This is a genomic window from Luteimonas sp. A534, assembly GCF_054072805.1.
The window spans coordinates 1-15,933 of record NZ_JBSVRR010000009.1; the positions used below are offsets into that span (position 1 = coordinate 1).

Annotated in this window: 13 protein-coding genes and 1 pseudogene; 6 read left to right on the forward strand and 8 right to left on the reverse strand. The window is 66.7% G+C overall.

The window, feature by feature from the left end; genetic code table 11:
- The first annotated feature begins 172 nt into the window (after positions 1–172).
- Together htpG and ACW5F0_RS14245 are read left to right on the forward strand one after the other, a co-directional pair.
- On the forward strand, positions 173–2,104 hold the full coding sequence (gene htpG / locus ACW5F0_RS14240) for a molecular chaperone HtpG (protein WP_456999986.1): 1,932 nt from the start codon (positions 173–175) through the stop codon (positions 2,102–2,104).
- 141 nt (positions 2,105–2,245) lie between these two features.
- Positions 2,246–2,701, forward strand: a complete 456-nt coding sequence (locus ACW5F0_RS14245) for a PA2169 family four-helix-bundle protein (protein ID WP_456966213.1) — start codon at positions 2,246–2,248, stop codon at positions 2,699–2,701.
- A 66-nt stretch (positions 2,702–2,767) separates the two neighbouring features.
- Here ACW5F0_RS14245 and ACW5F0_RS14250 read toward each other — a convergent pair whose 3' ends face one another.
- Positions 2,768–2,998, reverse strand: a complete 231-nt coding sequence (locus ACW5F0_RS14250; protein WP_456966214.1) for a hypothetical protein — start codon at positions 2,996–2,998, stop codon at positions 2,768–2,770.
- Positions 2,999–3,174: 176 nt separating this feature from the next.
- Between ACW5F0_RS14250 and dcp the strand changes: the two genes are divergently transcribed.
- Positions 3,175–5,328 carry a peptidyl-dipeptidase Dcp gene (gene dcp, locus ACW5F0_RS14255; RefSeq protein WP_456999987.1) on the forward strand — a complete coding sequence of 718 codons (2,154 nt, stop codon included), beginning with the start codon at positions 3,175–3,177 and terminating at the stop codon, positions 5,326–5,328.
- Between the two features lie 90 nt (positions 5,329–5,418).
- On the forward strand, positions 5,419–6,249 hold the full coding sequence (locus ACW5F0_RS14260; protein WP_456999988.1) for a hypothetical protein: 831 nt from the start codon (positions 5,419–5,421) through the stop codon (positions 6,247–6,249).
- A gap of 24 nt (positions 6,250–6,273) precedes the next feature.
- Here the strand turns inward: ACW5F0_RS14260 and ACW5F0_RS14265 are convergent, their stop codons facing one another.
- From ACW5F0_RS14265 to ACW5F0_RS14290, 6 genes and pseudogenes are all read right to left on the reverse strand, one after another.
- Entirely contained in the window at positions 6,274–7,386 is a 1,113-nt protein-coding gene (locus tag ACW5F0_RS14265; protein WP_456999989.1) for an alpha/beta hydrolase, read from the reverse strand.
- On the reverse strand, positions 7,379–9,190 hold the full coding sequence (locus ACW5F0_RS14270) for a HEAT repeat domain-containing protein (protein ID WP_456966218.1): 1,812 nt from the start codon (positions 9,188–9,190) through the stop codon (positions 7,379–7,381). The genes ACW5F0_RS14265 and ACW5F0_RS14270 overlap by 8 nt, the downstream gene beginning before the upstream one ends.
- Before the next feature lie 72 nt (positions 9,191–9,262).
- Positions 9,263–9,409, reverse strand: a complete 147-nt coding sequence (locus ACW5F0_RS14275; RefSeq protein ID WP_456966219.1) for a polyprenyl synthetase — start codon at positions 9,407–9,409, stop codon at positions 9,263–9,265.
- A gap of 156 nt (positions 9,410–9,565) precedes the next feature.
- Positions 9,566–10,135: a YdeI/OmpD-associated family protein gene (locus ACW5F0_RS14280; RefSeq protein WP_456966240.1), complete on the reverse strand. Its 570-nt coding sequence runs from the start codon at positions 10,133–10,135 to the stop codon at positions 9,566–9,568.
- 209 nt (positions 10,136–10,344) lie between these two features.
- Positions 10,345–11,196, reverse strand: a complete 852-nt coding sequence (locus ACW5F0_RS14285; protein WP_456999990.1) for a hypothetical protein — start codon at positions 11,194–11,196, stop codon at positions 10,345–10,347.
- A gap of 157 nt (positions 11,197–11,353) precedes the next feature.
- A pseudogene (locus ACW5F0_RS14290) lies at positions 11,354–11,673 on the reverse strand (ATP-binding domain-containing protein); the annotation flags it as partial.
- A gap of 249 nt (positions 11,674–11,922) precedes the next feature.
- Between ACW5F0_RS14290 and ACW5F0_RS14295 the strand changes: the two are divergent.
- Together ACW5F0_RS14295 and ACW5F0_RS14300 are read left to right on the forward strand one after the other, a co-directional pair.
- Entirely contained in the window at positions 11,923–12,522 is a 600-nt protein-coding gene (locus ACW5F0_RS14295; protein ID WP_456999991.1) for a hypothetical protein, read from the forward strand.
- Positions 12,523–13,148: 626 nt separating this feature from the next.
- Entirely contained in the window at positions 13,149–13,892 is a 744-nt protein-coding gene (locus tag ACW5F0_RS14300) for a hypothetical protein (protein WP_456999992.1), read from the forward strand.
- A gap of 173 nt (positions 13,893–14,065) precedes the next feature.
- Here ACW5F0_RS14300 and recD read toward each other — a convergent pair whose 3' ends face one another.
- Complete coding sequence (gene recD, locus ACW5F0_RS14305) at positions 14,066–15,880, reverse strand: exodeoxyribonuclease V subunit alpha (protein ID WP_457000003.1); 1,815 nt, start codon at positions 15,878–15,880, stop codon at positions 14,066–14,068.
- Positions 15,881–15,933: the final 53 nt, after the last annotated feature.

Here is a 15,933-nt window from a genome sequence, read left to right on the forward strand (position 1 = left end):
AAGTAAAGGAGGAGGCATCCGCCGCCAGGCGGATGCCGGGGGACATGAGCCGCGAAGGCCTCCCGGCCGCGGCGGGGCCCTCCAGGAAGAACCTGTTCTCGGCCCGGAGCGCTTGAAATCGCCACCGCCGCTCGCATATCGAAGGGCTCTCTGATCATGTTCTTGAGACCCGATGACCACCGCCACCGCCGAAACCCGCAAGTTCGAAGCCGAAGTCGCCCAGGTCCTGCACCTGGTGACGCATTCCCTGTACTCGCACAAGGAAATCTTCCTGCGCGAGCTGATCTCCAACGCCTCCGACGCCTGCGACAAGCTGCGCTTCGAGTCCATCGCCCATCCGGAACTGCTGGCCGGCGACAGCGACCTGCGCATCGACGTCAGCTGGGACAAGGACGCGCGCACCATCACCATCCGCGACACCGGCATCGGCATGGACCGCGACGAGGTGGTGGCCAACATCGGCAGCATCGCCAGCTCCGGCACCCGCCGCTTCCTCGAGGCCATGGGCAGCGAGCAGAAGGCCGACGCGCGACTGATCGGCCAGTTCGGCGTGGGCTTCTACTCCGCCTTCGTGGTCGCCGACCGCGTGACCGTGCTGACGCGTCGCGCCGGCGCGGCTGCGGATGCCGGGGTGAAGTGGGAGAGCGACGGCCGTGGCGAGTACACGCTTGAAGACGTGACCCTGCCCGAGCGCGGCACGACCGTGGTGCTGCACCTGAAGGCCGACGAGGACGAGTTCCTCGAGCCCTGGCGCCTGCGCTCGCTGATCCACAAGTACTCCGACCACGTCGCCTTCCCGATCCGAATGCCGAAGGACGCGGCGGTGGACGACGAGGGTTCGGACGCGGACAACGGGAGCGATGGCGACGACGGCGCGGCCAAGGCGGACGCCGCACCCGAGTGGGAGGCCGTCAACGACGCCTCCGCGCTGTGGACCCGCCCGAAGTCGGACATCAGCGACGAGGAATACCAGAACTTCTACAAGTCGCTGGGCCACGACTTCAACGATGCCGCCGCCTGGACGCACAACCGCGTCGAAGGCAGCCAGAGCTTCACCACCCTGCTGTACCTGCCGGCGCAGCCGCCCTTCGACCTGATGATGGGCGGCCGCGACGAGCGCAAGGGCCTGAAGCTCTACATCAAGCGCGTCTTCATCATGGACGCAGCCGAAGAGCTGCTGCCCAACTACCTGCGCTTCGTGCGCGGCGTGGTCGATGCCGACGATCTTCCGCTCAACGTCAGCCGCGAGATCCTGCAGCACAACCGCCAGCTCGAGCGCATCAAGGGCGCCTGCGTGAAGCGCGTGCTTGATCTCATCGAGAAGCTGTCGCGCGACGAACCCGAAAAGTACGCAGCCTTCCTCAAGGCCTTCGGCAACACGCTGAAGGAAGGCATCGTCGAAGACGCCACCAACCGCGAGCGCATCGCCAAGCTGCTGCGCTTCGCCTCCACCAAGGGCGATGGCGAGCAGAAGACCGTGTCGCTCGATGACTACGTCGGCCGCATGCAGCCGGGCCAGGATGCGATCTGGTACGTCACCGCCGACGGTTACCGCGCCGCCGCCGGCAGCCCGCAGCTGGAAGCCTTCCGCGCCAAGGACATCGAAGTGCTGCTGATGTCCGACCGCATCGACGAATGGATGCTGGGCCAGTTCCGCGAGTACGCCGGCAAGCCGCTGCGCCACGTCGCCAAGGGCGAGCTGCCGATGGACGAAGCGGAGAAGCAGAAGCTCGAAGACGCCACCGGCGCCGCCGCACCGCTGCTGGAGCGGATCAAGGGCCTGCTGGACGGGCGCGTGGAGGATGTGCGGGTGTCGGCGCGCCTGACCGATTCGCCGTCCTGCCTTGCGATGTCGGAGTGGGAGATGGCCCCGCACCTCGCGCACCTGCTGCGCGAGGCCGGCCAGGACGTGCCGGAGAACAAGCCCACGCTTGAGATCAATCCGCAGCACGCGCTGGTCCGCAAGCTGCAGGGCGAGGCCGATGACGCCCGCGCCACCGACCTGGCCACCCTGCTGTTGGAGCAGGCCGAACTCACGGCCGGCGCACCCTTGGCGGACCCGGCCGCGTTCGTGCAGCGCATGAACCGGCTGCTCGCAGGCTGAGCCACCGTGCACGCCGCGTGCCTCCACGGGGCGTGCACAAACCCCACTGCGCGTTGCGTGCAGGTGCGAACACCTGTGCGATTCCACGCGGCTTTCATGGCCGAACCCCGAAAGTGGCTGCACTTTCGAACGAGGTTCCCCATGAATACCGAGAAGAAGATCCAGCACACCCTCAACGACCTGATCGAGATCGCACGCGACGGCGCCGAGTTCTACACCGAGGCCGCCGGCAAGGTGGACAACACCGAGCTGTCCTCGCTGTTCAGCCAGATGGCCGGGCACAAGCGCGAGATCGTCACCGGACTCAGCGCCGACGTGGCCGCGGCCGGCGGCAACCCCGCCGACCACGGCACCATGGTCGGCACCATGCAGCAGGCCTACGGCAAGGTGCGCGCCGCGCTGGGCGACACCAACTACGCCTACGTCGCGCAGCTGGAAGAGGTCGAAGACCGCCTGCTGAACGCGTTCAAGGACACCGTGGCTGATGCCGATACGCCGGCCACCGCCCGCGCAGCCGCGCAGAAGCACATGCCGCGCGTGCAGGAATGCCACGACATCATGCGCAACCGAAAGCTTGCGATGAAGGACGCGCGCTAAGGCTCGCAGCGGCAGGACGCCGCCATGGACCCGGCCCCGGTTATTCCGGGGCTCTTTTTTTGCCTGTCAGGCCGTCGCTGCGGCCCTGCCGCCGGACGGCCGCCAGCCGAGCAGGCGCGCCGGCAGCGTCAGCACCGCATACAGGAACGCGAACAGCGCGGCGAAGGTGATGCCGACCAGGCGGAACGGCAGCAGCACCAGCCACGCGAGCGGCCAGAGCACCAGGGCCAGCAGCGCCAGTGGCCAGCACAGCACGAACAGCAGGCACCACAGCAGCAGGATGGTCAGGGTTTTCATGGTCGGTCCTCGCAAGGGATCCCGCGCCATACGCGCGACAGCCACCAAGGTGCCGCCGGTGCCCTCCGCCGGCAAGCGGAATGCGACGAAACGCCGGATACTGCGACGGATGCCCGGCGCGCACGCCGCACCGGCTGGCCTCCGCCCTTGTCCCACCCCACCCGGAACCCCATCCCATGCTGCGTACCCTGCTGCTGTCTTCCGCGATCGCCCTCGCCCTTGGCGCCTGCGACCGCCCCGCCACCGAGTCCCCGATGCCCGATACCGCCGCCGTCCCCGCCACGCCCGCACAGGGCGAGAACCCGCTCCTCGTCGCCAGCACGCTGCCCTTCCAGGCACCCGTGTTCGACCGCATCCAGGACAGCCACTACCAGCCGGCGATCGAAGAAGGCATGCGCCAGCACCTGGCCGAAGTGCGCACCATCGCCGACAGCGCCGAGCCGCCGACGTTCGCCAACACCATCGAAGCCCTGGAGCGCAGCGGCGCCCTGCTGACCCGCAGCGCCACGCTCTTCTTCTCCATGACCTCGGCCAACACCAACCCCACGCTGCAGGCCGCCGAAGAAGCGCTGGCGCCGAAGCTGGCCGAACATGCCGACGCCATCCACCTCGACCCGGTGCTGTTCGCACGCGTGCAGTCCCTGTACGGCCAACGCGCCGACCTCGGCCTCACCCCCGAGCAGGTCACCGTTCTCGAGCGCACCCATGACAACTTCGTGCGCGCCGGCGCCGAGCTCGACGCCGACAGGCAGGCCGAGCTGCGCAAGCTCAACAGCGAAGAGTCCTCGCTGACCACCGCGTTCTCCAACAAGCTGCTCGCTGCAGGCAATGCGGGTGGCGTGCTGGTGGATGACGTGAAGAAGCTCGATGGCCTGGACGACGCCGGCATCGCCGCCGCCGCCGAAGCCGCCAAGGCCGCCGGCAAGGACGGCCAGTGGCTGCTGGCGCTGCAGAACACCAGCCAGCAGCCGGTATTGGTATCGCTGAAGGACCGCGGCCTGCGCGAGCAGGTGATCGCCGCATCGCTCAGCCGTGCCGAGAAGGGCGACGCCAACGACACCCGCGCCACCATCCAGCGCCTGGCCGAACTGCGCGCGCGCAAGGCCGAACTGCTGGGCTATCCCAACTACGCCGCCTACAGCATCGCCGACCAGATGGCGCGCACGCCGGAGGTCGCGCTCAAGCTGCTGACCGACACCGTGCCCGCCGCCACCGCCCGCGCCCGCGCGGAGCTGGCCCGGATCCAGGCCGTGGTCGACGAACAGGGTGGCGGCTTCACCGCCGGCGCCGCCGACTGGGACTTCTACGCCGAGCAGGTGCGCAAGGCCGAGTTCGACCTCGACGCCGAGCAGATCAAGCCCTACTTCGAACTCGACCGCGTGCTGAAGGACGGCGTGTTCTTCGCCGCCGAACAGCTGTACGGCATCACCGCGAAGGAGCGCACGGACCTCCCCGTCTACCACCCCGACGTGCGCGTGTTCGACATCTTCGACGCCGACGGCACCCAGCTCGCCCTGTTCTACCTCGATCCCTTCAAGCGCGAGAGCAAGCAGGGCGGCGCCTGGATGGGCAACTTCGTCGAGCAGAACGGCCTGACCGGCGACATCCCGGTGATCTACAACGTCGAGAACTACACCAAGCCCGCCGCCGGCCAGCCCGCGCTGCTGAGCTGGGACGACGTGACCACGCTCTTCCACGAGTACGGCCACGCCCTGCACGGCATGTTCTCCAAGACCACCTACCCGAGCGTCGCCGGCACCAACACGCCGCGCGACTTCGTCGAGTTCCCTTCGCAGTTCAACGAACACTGGGCGCTGGACCCGAAGGTGTTCGCGAACTACGCGAAGCACCACCTGACCGGCGAGCCGATGCCGCAGGAACTGGTGGAGAAGATCGTCAAGGCGCGCACCTTCAACCAGGGCTACGCGACCACCGAGTACCTGTCGGCCGCGCTGCTGGACATGGCCTGGCACACGCTGCCGGCCGGTGACGCGAAGAAAGACGTCGACGCGTTCGAACGCGAGGCGCTGGCCAAGTACCAGGTGGACATGGCTGCGGTGCCGCCGCGCTACCGCACCAACTACTTCAGCCACATCTGGGGCGGTGGTTATGCGGCCGGCTACTACGCGTACTTCGGCGCGGAGGTGCTCGACCATGACGCCTTCCAGTGGTTCCGCGAGAACGGCGGCCTGACGCGCGAGAACGGGCAGGTGTTCCGGGAGAAGATCCTGTCGATCGGGCATTCGCGGGATCTTGCGGAGGCGTATCGGGAGTTCCGCGGCAAGGAGCCGAGCGTGGAGCCGCTGCTCGAGCATCGCGGCCTGAAGTGATCCTCGCCGCATCCGCAGTGTGACGCCGCATCACGTCCCCACGCATCACGCACCCTGGCCGCGGCCGGGGTGCGTTCCTGTGGGTGCGGCATGAGCAGCGCAGTGCGCCCGGCGGCTGACGCTGCCCAGCCCCTGATCGACCGGCTGCATCCGTGGATTGCCGTGCTGGTGACCGCGCTGCTGCACCTGGCGGTGGTGCTGCTGGCGCTGTTCGCGCCGCCGGTCACGATGTCGAGCCCGGAAGGCGCCGCCGGCGGCGGCCGGATCGAGGTGACCTTCATCGACCGGAACGAGGACGCCATTCCCTCACCGCCGGAGTTCCCGCGCGTCACGCCCACGCGCGAAGCCGTGCCGCCCCGGCCCGACCCGGTGGTGCCGCCCGCGGCGACGCGCCTCCAGACCACCCAGGTCGACCAGACCGAAGACCCGATACCGCCCGACGCCGACGCACCACGTGACGCAACACCGGCGCCTGCCGCGTCCGCACGCTCCACGCCCCGGCAGTCGCAGCACGTCTGGGGCCAGCCCCCGGGCATGCTTCGCGAACACCACGCCCCCGTGAACGCCGGCACCGCGCCCAGCGCCGCCGTCGACAACGGGCGCAGGCATCGCCCGTCCCCAGGTGAGACCAACCTCGAGGCCGGCGGCTTCCAGGTGATCTACGACCTGCTGGGCGAAACCAGGCTGCGCGAATGGCGCGACGCCGGCATGACCGAGATCTTCATCCCCCTGCCCGGCGAGCGTCGCTTCATGGTCTGTCCGCTGGAGACCGCGCTCCGCCGCGGCTCCGGACCGTGCCGCCTGGTGCATCCGGAGGATCCGGAGATGGCGGACATCGGCGACGCGCGCGAGGTCATCACGATGCACCAGGTGTATCGGCGCGGAGAGATGGTGTGGCGTGGGCCGGGGCCGTACCGCTGAACCCCGCGGGCACGGGCCCGGCCGCTACTCGCGGCTGCGCAGGAACTCCAGCATAGAGCGGAGCGCGACCTGCCCTTCCTCGCTGTCGAGGTTGAACGGATACAGGTGCGGCAGCCCCGGCGCATGGTCGTCGGGCCAGAACAGCGAGGTCACCGGCACCGCCAGCGCCTCGAGCCGCGCGGCGAAGGCCACGGAGTGGCCGGCCGTGAGCGGATCGGCATTGCCGCCGGTGATCCAGACCGGCGGAAAGTCCGCGGTGAGATGCAGGATCGGCGACATCTGCGCCAGCACCGGACTGTCCGGATCGCGCGTGCCGGCATAGGCCAGCACGGTGGTGCCCGTGCCCCAGCCCAGCAGCCGCGAACCGCCGCGCTCGCGCCGCACCAGCGCCGGCAGGTCGAGCACCCCGCACTGCAGGACCACCCCGCGCAGCACCTCGGGCGTAAACACGCCCGGCAGCCCGACCTCGGCCGCATACGCCGGATTGCTGCCCATCGCCGCGAGCTGCGCGGCCAACTGGGCACCGGCCGAATCACCGGCCAGGAACACGCGTTCGGGATCGATCGGATAGTCGCCCGCATGGCGCTCCAGCCAGGCATGCAGCGCGGAGAGCTGGCGCAGCGGCTGCGGATAGAGCGCCGCCGGCGCCAGCGAATAGTCCGGCGCCACCACCGCATAGCCCTCCGCGGCCAGCAGGCGGAACAGCGGCGCCGCATCCTGCCGGCTGCCGGACAACCAGGCACCGCCGTGGATCCACACCAGTACCGGCAGGCGCGCGCCGGTCGACGCCGCGGACGCGGGGTAGTGGATGTCGAGCAGCGCGTCTGGATCGTTAGCGCGATAGGAAAGGCCTTCGACGGAGGTGACTGGAACGGCGGGCAGGTGCTCCGCCATCGCGCGACGCGTGCGCGCGCCCTCCCGGTTGAACGCGGCACGGATGATGCCGACGCCGATGCGCCGGTTCAGCGGCAGCCGTGCAGTGGTGGCGGCCGGCGGCGATGCGGCGGGCTCATGCGCACCGGGAGCTGGTTCGTTCGCCGTCGCGGACCCGAACGGCAGCAGGAGCAGAGCCAGGCACAGGGTGCGCACCAGCTGCAGCACGCGCCGGCGGGTCGCGCGCGGACGACCACTAGTCATGACAATCGGCCATCTGCATAACGCCATCCGCCCCCATCAGGATCGCGCCGCCGCCGATGACCGGGACAAACAGCCCCTCGGGGGTCATCACGGATGCCGAGGGCGCGCCTGGCAGGACACGCCACGTATCCGCCCGCCATTGACCGTCAGGCCGCCGCTCCAGCTCCACGACCCTACCGCCGTTGAGGCTGAGATGCGCGAGTCCGGTGGTAGCGACGATGCGGTCTCCGAGGCGATGGATGTCCTGCACGTTGTCACCAAGAACCTCCTGGAATCGACCGTCGTCGCCGACGAACATCAGTTCGCCGCCCCACTCGCCACGGCTGCCGCCCACCAGCCAACCGTCGTCGACGCGCAGTGCGACATGCGGTGTCTGTTCGATTGGCTCCCGGCGCTCCATCAGGTTGCCCTGATGCACCTTGATGATGTCCGCCCCCGCCTCCTTCTGCTCCTCCTCGTCTGCGGCGCCGTAGCTGACGACTTCGGTCGGGTACTTCAGCTGCCCGAGCCTCCTGCTTGCCGTGGCGGAGTACAGCTTTGTGCGCGAGGACTCCGGCTCGGCGTCGTAGCGCCGTTCGCACTCCGGCAACCCGCGGTTGATCGACCAGACCGCGAAGAAGTCCGATGCGAAGCCGTCCTCCGGCTGGCGCTCTGCAAACGGCGTGCCCGAACGGATGGCCACCGCCGCCTCGCGCGCGACATCGCGAACGGGTGTGTACCAGTGCGCCGCGGCCGTGTGGTCCAGCGCCGTGAGCGCATCACCTGCCCCGAGGCGGCCGAGCGCGTTTGCAGCCGCCCACGCCACCCTGACATCGACCGGATCTTCGAGCGCTCCCACCAGGGCGGGCGTCGCCTGCACGTAGCCGATGTACCCGAGCGTCAGGGCGGCCAGCGCACGCAGCCCGGGCTCGCGCTCCAGGATCCCAAGCACCGCGGGGCCGGCATCGCGTCCGGCGATCCCGACGTCGGCAAGATCGCGCAACGCTCTCGCATCGGGCTGGTTGGCCAGACGCTCCGCGAAGATCAGGCCCGCCCGTGGCGACTGGATGCCCACCAGCGCCTGGTCGATCCAGGGCGCGAGATACGGCGCATCCCCGCGTTCGCGCAGCAGGTCTTCTTCCAGCGCCAGTCCGTCCGTTCCAAGCTGCGCGATCATCCCCAGGGCACCCTGCGCCATCTGTGGCGACGAACTGCGATCGCTCGCGATCCGCATCAACCCCGGACCCGCGGCAGCGCGCTCGGGACCCATCCGGCGCAGCACGGCACCCAGCAGCTCATGCGTGTCATCGCGACAGGGTTGGTCGCAAGCCGCCCGGGCCACGATGAACGGGATCGCGCGCTGCCCGAGGAGTTCCAGCGCGTACGCTTCCTGGTTGTTGGGGGCGCTGTCGGACACCAGGTAGCGGTCCACGGCTTCATTCGCCGCCCCGTCCGTGCCGATCCGCGCCAGCGCGGGCGGCAGCCATCCCAGGCCTCGATCAAGGCCTTCGATGATTTGTGGCAGATACTTCGGGTCGATCACCGTCGCATCGCGAAGCAGGTAGGCGGCCAGCTCCGCCACACGCTCATCGGGATCCTTCAACAGCGGGATCAGCGCATCGACCGCATCCTGACGGTTCAGCACGCCTTGCTTCAGCGTATCCGCGGTCGGCCCCATCCCGCCCAGCGGTCCTCCCTGGGTCCGCGCCGTGTCGCGGATTGCCTGCACCCAGGTGGAACGATTCTCGACTTCGTGCGATTGGGCGCCACCGCACCCGGCAAGCATGGCGAGCAACGGCAGCACCGCAAGCGTCCAGCGTCGCATTCGAGACCCCTGCTGAATCCCCAGGCCGAGTATGTCCCAGCAGGAGACGGGCGGGACAGTCGAGCAGCGGAATCAGCGCTTGAGGCCGGCCACGATTTCGGACACGTCGAGGCCCAGCTCCAGCTGCACGCGCACGTACTCGCGCTCCTTGCGCGACAGCGTGCGGCCGGCTTCGATGCGCACGTCCTCCGCCTGAAGGATGCGCATGATCTGCGGCATGGCCGAACCAATGGCATCAGGCCCGTAACCTGCTTCGCGAAGGGCCGCGCGGAGGAGAGCTTCAGCGTCCATGGACATCCTGGTGGTGCGAGGGGGATGCATTGTGCGGCATGGGAGGAAGTGCGGACGCGCCGAGAGCCACAGCCCGGCGTCGGCTCAGTCCGCCGCTTCGGGCGGCCCGAGGTTGCCGCGGCTGTACATGCCGGAGCGGTCAAAGCAGCAGGCGCGGCGCTTGCCCGAGGCCAGCTGGTCGCAGGCGGTGGCGATGCGCTTCACACGGGTCTCGGCCTTCTTGCCGGAGGTCATCCACTGGATCCAGTCGCGGCGGGCGATGGGGGTGATGTCGTCCCAGGTGGTCTTGGCGGCGGGGTGGGCGGACAGGGCGGCGCGCAGGTCGGGTGGGACTTTGGGTTCGGGCTGCTTGGCGACCGGGGTGATTTCCAGGGTCACCGTGTCGCCGGGCTGGGCGCCTGCGGCCTCGAGCAGCGACTTGTCGACTTTCAGCCAGTGGCTGCCTTTGCCGTCGGGCTCCAAGGTGGCCTGGAACGGCGTTGAAGCGAAGGTGCCTTCCACCGTAGCCTGGCTACGGGTTGGCAACTCGGTGCTTGCGGCTTCGGGCAGGACGAGGAAGGCCCAAGTGGCGTTCTTCGGCTTGGCGGGCCGGCGAAGAATTGCTTCGAATTCCAGGGTTGCGGGCGTGACCTTGATCATGTCCAGAACTCGCATCGGGACGCATGTGAACTTACCAAACTGCAAACGCATCACTGGGAAGGTGTACTTCAATACACTGGCATGCCGAGCTCTGGACATGTTGAACCGCCTTCACTGGCGAATGTCGAACCGTAGCGTGCAAAACCGATCGGCAATCCAAGGTATGGCTTAGGGCTTGCGATTTTTTTCGCGGCAACCATTTGTATCCGTCATATCCGTGCGCGTCACATCGACAAACCAGCAGCCGAAGCGCGTCGGAATGTTGTCCTAGTCGCAACTGCAAAATTACCTGTTCTGCACTCATACGGATGTCGATATCCGTAAGCGTGGTCAGGTGCGGGTTGGTCATGGCCGGCTTCTTGCCGGTGGAGGGTGTCTTTCCCCTTCAACGAACGGATCGTCATCTCTGTCTGCACCCGCGCCATACTCCCGGCACCAGTTGACCACTTGTAAAGGCGAATATCCGCCTGTGCAGCCTGGCATGCCGTGGTCTGCAGCAGATACTCGCCCTCAGCAACTGCCACTGGATCGTTATCGATACACCGAAATGGCCCTTCGACCAGATATACGGTATCCGCCGGGCGAACCCCTTCGAACGAGCGCAACGTGATGCCTTCGAGGATATCGACAACGGCCATGAAGTCCGGACGTTCCCCATATCCGGGCAGGGCCAGGTACTTCTGGGGCAGTAGGGCATGCCGGGCCCGGGTAACGACGGGCAGGAATATGTCGCCCTCCGGGATGGCGACCAGGACCTCGGCAAGGTGCCGTGGCAGCAAGCCGAAGCACGGCCGATTCAGAATTCCGCTTTTCCGCCCCCGTTCGTCATCAGGATCCTCCGGACACCATTCCGCTCCCATGCGCTTCTCCACCGCATATGGAACCCATGAATTGGGCTCCGTTCCAGGTACTTGAGGGAGCGACGCAAGGTTCGAGGAAGCCTCGGCTGACCAACCTTCCGGAGCAGCATCGACCAAGCCGGGCACGTCCCTGGGAACGGCAGGCTTGCAGGCTGCCATGAGCGTCGCCAACATCAGTGCAACGGCTTGAAGTGCAGTTAGGCGTTTGCGAGGCATGGCACAACCTCCTGTCGAATCGCATGTCCTCGGCAGAGCAATGCCGGCAGTGACGCCTGCAAATCCGGCTTTTTGGCACAATAGCACTAGCCAGAAGCGGCTTGGCTGCAGGCGTCACCTTTCTCGGTGCCCGACATCAGGCAGTCCCCATTTGGCCTCATGTTCGAACAAGTGCACCAAGCCGCCCGCCCAACCCGGACCACCGCCCGGCGTGCCGCTCAACGCCTCGCTGATGACTTCGGCAGTTCCCACCATGTGCAGCGCTCGGCGCGCCCGCGTCATCCCCGTGTACACCAGTTCCCGCGACAGCACGCGGTTGAAGCGCTCCGGCAGAACCAGCCACAGCTCGTCGAATTCGCTGCCCTGCGCCTTGTGCACCGTCATCGCGAATGCGCTGTCATGCGCGGGCAGCGCAGCGGGATGGAACGGTCGCGGGCTGCGCGGGTCGTCGCCGGGGAACCACGCCATCAACGTGCCGCTGTGCCAGCGCCAGAATGCGTTCCCGAAGCTCGACGTTCCGTTCAGGCGCGAATGATAGCGATACGCACTGGAACTCGTCTCCAGATCGCCGTTCCAGTCAAACTCGGTGGGGTCGCAGGAAGCAGACCGAGGCTGGATTTCCTACACGAAACGAGCAGGACCTTGGTCCACTCTTTGATTAGACTCGGGGCTGCTTGAACGGACGAGCAAGAACTCAGTCGCCGCCGCAGACGATAGGGACAACATATGGACAAGATAAAGTGGCTTGCCGCTACAGGGCTGCTGGCCCTGACCCTCGGAGCTAATGGGTGCGCTCAATCCGCACCTCGACAGGTACCGGCCGTCAAGCAATCCCATGATGCAGCCTCGGCCCCTCATACGGCTGACTCAGGCGAAGTCCCGCAACAACCTGGCGCCAGCGCCGATTTCAGCGGAAGTTGGGGGGTACAGTGGTGCGACAACACCGCGCCGGAAGCCGATTGTGGCAGGTTCGATATCGATCTGACTCAAGCCGGCGACAAGATCAGTGGCGATTCCTTCGGGGCGAGAGTGCGCCTGGCGCAAATAGACGAAGGTGGAATCATCCACGGCATCGCCGTCGGCAACACCGCCATCCTCACCATCGAAAGCCTGCGTAGCGGCGGAATCTATCTGATCAAGGCGGCCGTTGATGGCGACTGCATGCGCTGGGAAATGCGAGACACCATTCGCAAAGCCGAAACCGATATAGACATCATCGCATTGGACGATGTGCTCACCAAGAGCCTTGCAGGGCGATCAGGGGACGATAACGCAGCCGCTCCACAAAGCGACTGCCGCGGCATTCCGACAAAGCCGCAGAACTGATCTGTAACGAGCAGTCGTTTGTTCGGCAGGACGGAGACAAAAATGGACTATAGGGAGTTGGACCGAACGGAATACGATCGCAAGTTACGCATGGTGATTGTCGGCTCCGAAGGACTTCATACGCATGCGCAGGACATCGGCGACAACCGGGCGACAATAGGCTGGGGTTACACATTCAACCGAGACAACAATGTTGCTGTCTGGACCGACAGTGGCATTGATTTGACCCGAGAACAATGGCGCACATTGGCTGCGATCGATGCAGCCCCAGCTGCGGACAGGACCAGAACAGGCCTGTCGTTCACAAGAGAACTCAACGAAGCCGAATCCGATCAACTGCTCCGGGCCTCACTGGCCGAGTACGACAGGAATGGGCCAGCAGGCCGTCTGGAGATGCCTCTATCCGACGAGCGCATTGCCCTGGTATCGCTTGCCTACAATCGCGGCGCTGGAATGCTGAATGGCATTCCAGGGAGCAATGTCCCGGAACACGCTGTCATGGATGCGATTCGTAATGGCGACCGGTCTGAAGCATGGTTCCAGATGCGCTACAACTGCTGGGGCAGCAATAGCGAAGTCGAAGGGGCCTTCGCAAACGCCGCTTCGCCGAGTCACAGGTGTTTGGCTTGTATGACGACCCGGACAATATCACCCCAGACGAAGCCAAGAGCGTCTATCGCACGTACCAACTTCACCGCGACGAGATTGATCGTGTGGAACGCAGCTTCGGGGTCACCGTCGACGGCGAAGCTGCTGCCCGGAACCGTCTTGCGCAAGCGAACAGGGACTTTCCCGCGCTCGTCAATGAATACGGAAGTATTCCAAACATAGCCGATGCCCTCGCTCCCGCCCGCACTGCGCTACTGGGAGAACTGCGTCAGCGGCATCCAGACTTGGCCGACAGGCTGACCGATGCCAATTTTGATGCCGGACGCATTTACCTTGATGCAGGGCGCGACCTGCGCGATCAGGATGAAGTTGATCTCCAGTACCCAATAGACTCTGGAAGTACTAGAACAAACATTGGCATCACGCTGACCGGACCGAGCCGGGTTGGCGTCCAGCCGCAAGCACATCCACCCGGTCTCGACGAACCAGACCATCAACGCGGCATAGAAGATGATCGCCAAGGCATGAATCAGCCCCAACCGCGACCATCCGACGATCCGTTTGCAGACCGCCACATTGCCGCCCTTATGGCTGGCGACAGTGATCTGGCCGATCGGATCGCTGTTGAGTTCTCGCAAACCCCGGAAGGCCAGCAACTGGCGCAACTTGGCGATCAATTGCTAGCGCAGCAGCAAGCCCTGGAGCAGCAGCAATTGGAGGAGAGGGAACGGGCACGGCAGGCACCGGTCTTGCAGATGTGACGCTTATTTATATGACAGGGTTTGTGGCGTGCCACCATGGATAGTCGCGATCTGTGCTCAACCCTGCCATGCCGCTCGATGCCGTGGGGCCCTGATGACGTCGTGCTACTCAAAACCGGAGGGACGTCGACCGGCCACGCGCGTGGGAGCGTGATGAGCTGTGATCGCGACGGCTACTTGAGTGTGATCAAGCGCCGCTCCAATCGAGACCAGCGAACGGCAAACTGCGCCAACGCATCATGCAGAACATCGCCGCTCCCGGATACGCGCAATTGTCTTCTCGCGCGGGTCACTCCGGTGTAAAGCAGCTGCCGCGTCAGCACGCGACCGGAGCGCTTTGGCAGCACCAGCCACACCTCGTCGAACTCGCTGCCCTGAGCCTTGTGCACCGTCATCGCGAACGCGCTGTCATGCGCGGGCAAAGCTGCTGGATGGAACGGCCGCGGATTGCGCGGATCGTCGCCGGGGAACCATGCCATCAAGGTGCCACTGCCGTCGCGCAGGCAGATGCCGATATCGCCATTGAACAAGCGATGCCGATAGCTGTTCTCTGTGATCAGCAGTAGGCGACCATGGAAGTAGCGGCTTGCCGCTGACGCGGGACCTGCTCCGCGGCGTGCACCGGCAAGCATGTCCTCGATGCGCGCATTGAGCCCCCGCGCTCCCTGCGGTCCTTCGCGCACGGCGGTCAGGATGCGCAGGCGGCCGGCACGTGCAAGTGCATCGGCAGGATCGCCGGCTTCGGCGAGCAAAGCCCAATGCGCAAGCAGGTGCTCGCGATGCGACTGCACCGGGTCGGTATCGCCCTCGTGGAAATGCACGCCGGACAGTTCGCCGCCGCGCAGCAGTGACAGCGCTGTGGCGGTATCGCCTTCGCGCACGGCAACGGCCAGCGGCGCAAGGTCGAGCGCGGCGCTCTGTCGGTAGCCGCGGGTGAGATGGACGTGCCGCGCCGGGAAAGTGCTGCCGGACGCGCTGGCTTCTGCGGCGCGCAGAATACCGGCCAGCACATCACCCGCCTCCACCGAGGGCAGTTGGTCGGGATCGCCGAGCAGCACAAGGCGCGCGCCGTCGGGCACGGCTTCGACCAGCTTGGCCATCAGCGGCAGGTCGATCATCGAGGCTTCGTCCACCACCACCACGTCGAACGGCAGCGGGTTGTCGGCGTGGTGCCGGAAGCGCGGTGAGTCGGGGATGGTGCCGAGCAGGCGGTGCAGCGTGGTGCCGGTGGTGGGTAGCCGTGCGCACATGGCGGGGGCGACGCCAAGCGCGGGCAGCGCCTGCACGGCGTTGCGCACGCTCTCGGCCATGCGTTCGGCGGCGCGGCCGGTGGGCGCGGCCAGGGCGATGCGCGGCGGCGCGGCGCCGGCTTCTAGCGCCTGGGCGACCAGCAGCACCAGCATGCGGGTGATGGTGGTGGTCTTGCCGGTGCCGGGGCCGCCGGTGACCAGCAGCAGGTTGTGATGGAGCGCGGCGGCGGCGGCCTGCGACTGGAGGTCGTTGCTGGCGGCTTCGGGGAAGAGTTGGGCGAAAAGGGGCGCGAGGTGTTCTGGGACCTGTTCGTCCCCGCCATCACTGGACGCTGCACCAGCGTTCAGGACGGCATTGCCGATGCGGCGCAGGCCATCGGCAAGGCGGCGCTCGTACTCGCGGTAGCGGCGCAAGTAGACGAGGCCGTGTTCGTACACGAGCGGAGTGTCGGCAGCGGATTCAGCATCGCCGGCCTCGGGGCGGGCGACCCAGCGCGAGGCTTCGAGCGCCGCCGTCCAGGCCTCGGGCGTGGGCCAGTTGATCGCGGCATCGACCAGGCGCTGCGGCTCCGCCGGGTCGAAGCCGGCGTGGCCGGATGCAACGGCGAGCGAGGCCAGTGCCGCCGCCGCAAGCACGCTGTCCGGTGTGTCGGGGTCGAGCCGACGCAGGCTCTGCGCCAGTGCGTGGTCGAGTGTGCGCAGCGCGCCTGCCTTTGCGAGTTGCTGCAGCAGGCCGATGGAGCGCGTTCCTTGCCCCCGCTCGGGCGGCAGCGGATCGCAGCCGTCAGCGG